Below are 2,734 nucleotides of genomic sequence, written 5' to 3'. Positions count from 1 at the left end.
GTTGACATGCCAGATGTGTTCTACGGCGGATGACCATTGGATTGCTCGCGTATGGCATGAGCACTACAGGACAAACATGAAAATCCGACGGCTGATGAAGATCTTCAACGATGTGGAAGTCCGTCTTGGCCGACCGCTCGTGACAGATTCCCGCGCGATGACACGACCCACAGTCAGATGGCATACGCAGCGAGATCACACGGCGCGACCGTAAGGTCGTCCTGTTACGGCTTACCGGGTACGATGCGAATACGACGGGTATCGTGGCACGGCGGCCGGGTGGCCACTCAATCGGATCCATCACCGGATCAGGACAGCGGGAACCAATGCATGCGCTCCAATGACCGTTTTGACCATCGGCGATTGCTCCAGCTTGGCTTTCTCCTTCTTTCCATCGTTGCGTTCTTCATCTTCCCGGCGAACGCTCAGGCTGCAGCCCCCGATTGCAGCGCTGGAACCGCCGTTACTGTCGTCGCACACCTCGACGACGACCTGCTCTTTGTCGAACCAGCAATCAGTGAGCGGTTGCACGCGGGATGGTGCGTTACGGTCGTCCATCTGATCGGTGGGGCGAACGGCGCAAGATTTGACTACGTGCAGAAACGCGAGGAGGGAACGCGGCTTGCCTATGCCCGTTTGGCGGGCGTCGTCAACGACTGGGACGAGTCGACTATCCGGATTGCCGGCGAGCCGGTATTCGAGCTCCGGCTGAAACAGCAGCCGCGCGTGCGGCTGCTTGAACTACGCCTGCCAGGCGGTGCTGTCCGGGGCGGCCGCGTCCCGCTCGGGCTGCTGTGGGACCAGGGCGCAACGCTTACCACCTATCCGATGGGACACGGCGAGATTGCGCCTGGTCGCTACACGCGCGACTCGCTTTCCGCGACGCTTAGATCGATCCTCGAAGGTGCCACGCGCATCTACACGCTTAATCCTGATACGGTCCCCTTCATCGAACACCCGGATCACATATACGCCGCGCGCATTACCCGGCACGTCGCGCAATCCCTTGTTCGCGCCATCCCTATCTCGTATTTCGTCACCTATCCGACGGGAAACTGGCCGGTCAACCTGTCGGGAGAAGATGCGCAACGCAAACGTGATGTGGCCGCGACCTATTTCTCCGTCGACGGTGGGGATGTGGCGCAGGTGTTCGGCGAATACGAGTGGAATGGCGATTGGGTGCAGCGCCAGTACGCGCACGACGACTCGACGGCGCATGTCAGGCCGGATTTCGTCGGCACGCCGTCAGTACTCTTCAACGCCGCATCGAGCCGGTGTCTGGCCTCAGCAGGCAACGGGCGCGAGCCGGTTCTCGCGCCATGTAATGGTTCGATGCAGCAGCAATGGACATGGGAACCCAGAACGACCTATCCGGGCAACGAGCACGACGCCGCCCTTGTTTCGGCGGCGACAGGACAATGTGTTGCCGAGCACGACGGCACGCTCGCCGAAGCGAGGTGCGAGCAATGGGAACCGTCACAACGGTGGACGCCATGGGACTTCGGTCTGATCTTCACGCCTTCGCGGCGCTGCCTCGGAGAAGAAGACGGGCGGCTGAACCTTCGTGGCTGCGCGTCGCTGACGACGCGATACCGGTGGTCGGCGTTGCGACCAGCGTGGCCCACTGATCTGCGACTCGCGGGCGCAATGTATGAGGACGTGACCGGGCAGGGCACACCCTCCGCCGTGTATGTACAGCGGCGAGCCGACGGTCCGGGCTTCGACGTCTACGTGCAGAAATTGCAGGCCGGAGAGCGGCCTGTACGCTGGTATGCCAATGCTGTCCCGTTCGACAGCCGGGCGATCACTGCAACGTGTGGCGAAGACACCCTTTGCTTCGATAGCGCCCGGTTCGTGCTCGGAGATTTCGACGGCGACGGCCGCGCGGACCTGATGGTTATCACGCCGCGACTGGGCGGCACTGCGTTCTGGTTGCTGCGAAGCACGGGCCGCGATTTCGAAGCGCCGGCACTGTGGTTTCAGAGCGACCAGCGGATACCCACTGGACGCACGCAGCAGTACATCGCGCTCTCGAACAATGCGCAAATGCGGCGGAGGATACTGCTCGCGATGCAAAAGTCCGACAAAGGCGCCGAATTGTGGGCGGTAGGCGACGACGGGACCGGCCACATTCAACAGGCAAGGGTGCTGGAAGATGATCGGTTCCGGTTCGATCTGCGTCTGCTCGCGGTGCGCGCCCAAGGGACGGATTCGGCATCCTTTCTCGCCGTCCAGCCCGCCAGCGAGGGGGCGCGCATCGCCGTCATCCCGTTCGGCCTTTCCAATGGACACTGGCATGCCGGCAACACGTCGCTTTTGCCGCCGGTATTCCAGCCTGCCACAACGAAGTTCTCTACTGACCACCATCCGGGGGACGCGAACAACGCAATTGTCATGACGGTGCCCCGCTTTTCTGAACCGGGCGGTGTCGACGTATGGGAATCGTCCGACATCGAAGCAGCGCCAGTTCTGCTTGTTTCCCTGCCCGACGAGCCGTGGCAGGACTCGAGTCCCGCCCTGCTTCACAGCGGCAGTCATACGACGCTGGCCTTCTACCGGCGCACAGACGCGATACTCGACAATACGCATTTTTCCGGTGGCCAGGCGACGCTTTTGCAATACGACATCGATCGACGTGAGGGCAATGACCGTCCGGAAGCACAGTTGCAGCTACCCGCCATCTACTCGGAAACGCTGTGGCTCGAGCGGCTCAGTCAATGACGCGTCACAGACA

1 protein-coding gene is annotated in these 2,734 nt (G+C 61.9%); it reads left to right on the top strand.

Annotated elements, in window-relative coordinates:
* Positions 1-330: 330 nt before the first annotated feature.
* Positions 331-2,721, top strand: a complete 2,391-nt coding sequence (locus tag B0G75_RS39915; protein ID WP_106314950.1) for a PIG-L family deacetylase — start codon at positions 331-333, stop codon at positions 2,719-2,721.
* The last annotated feature ends 13 nt before the right edge of the window (positions 2,722-2,734 follow it).

Source organism: Paraburkholderia sp. BL18I3N2, from assembly GCF_003001875.1.
GTDB classification, from domain to species: domain Bacteria; phylum Pseudomonadota; class Gammaproteobacteria; order Burkholderiales; family Burkholderiaceae; genus Paraburkholderia; species Paraburkholderia phytofirmans.
The sequence above is the reverse complement of the archived record's forward strand: the minus strand, read 5'-3'. Positions and strand labels throughout refer to the sequence as shown.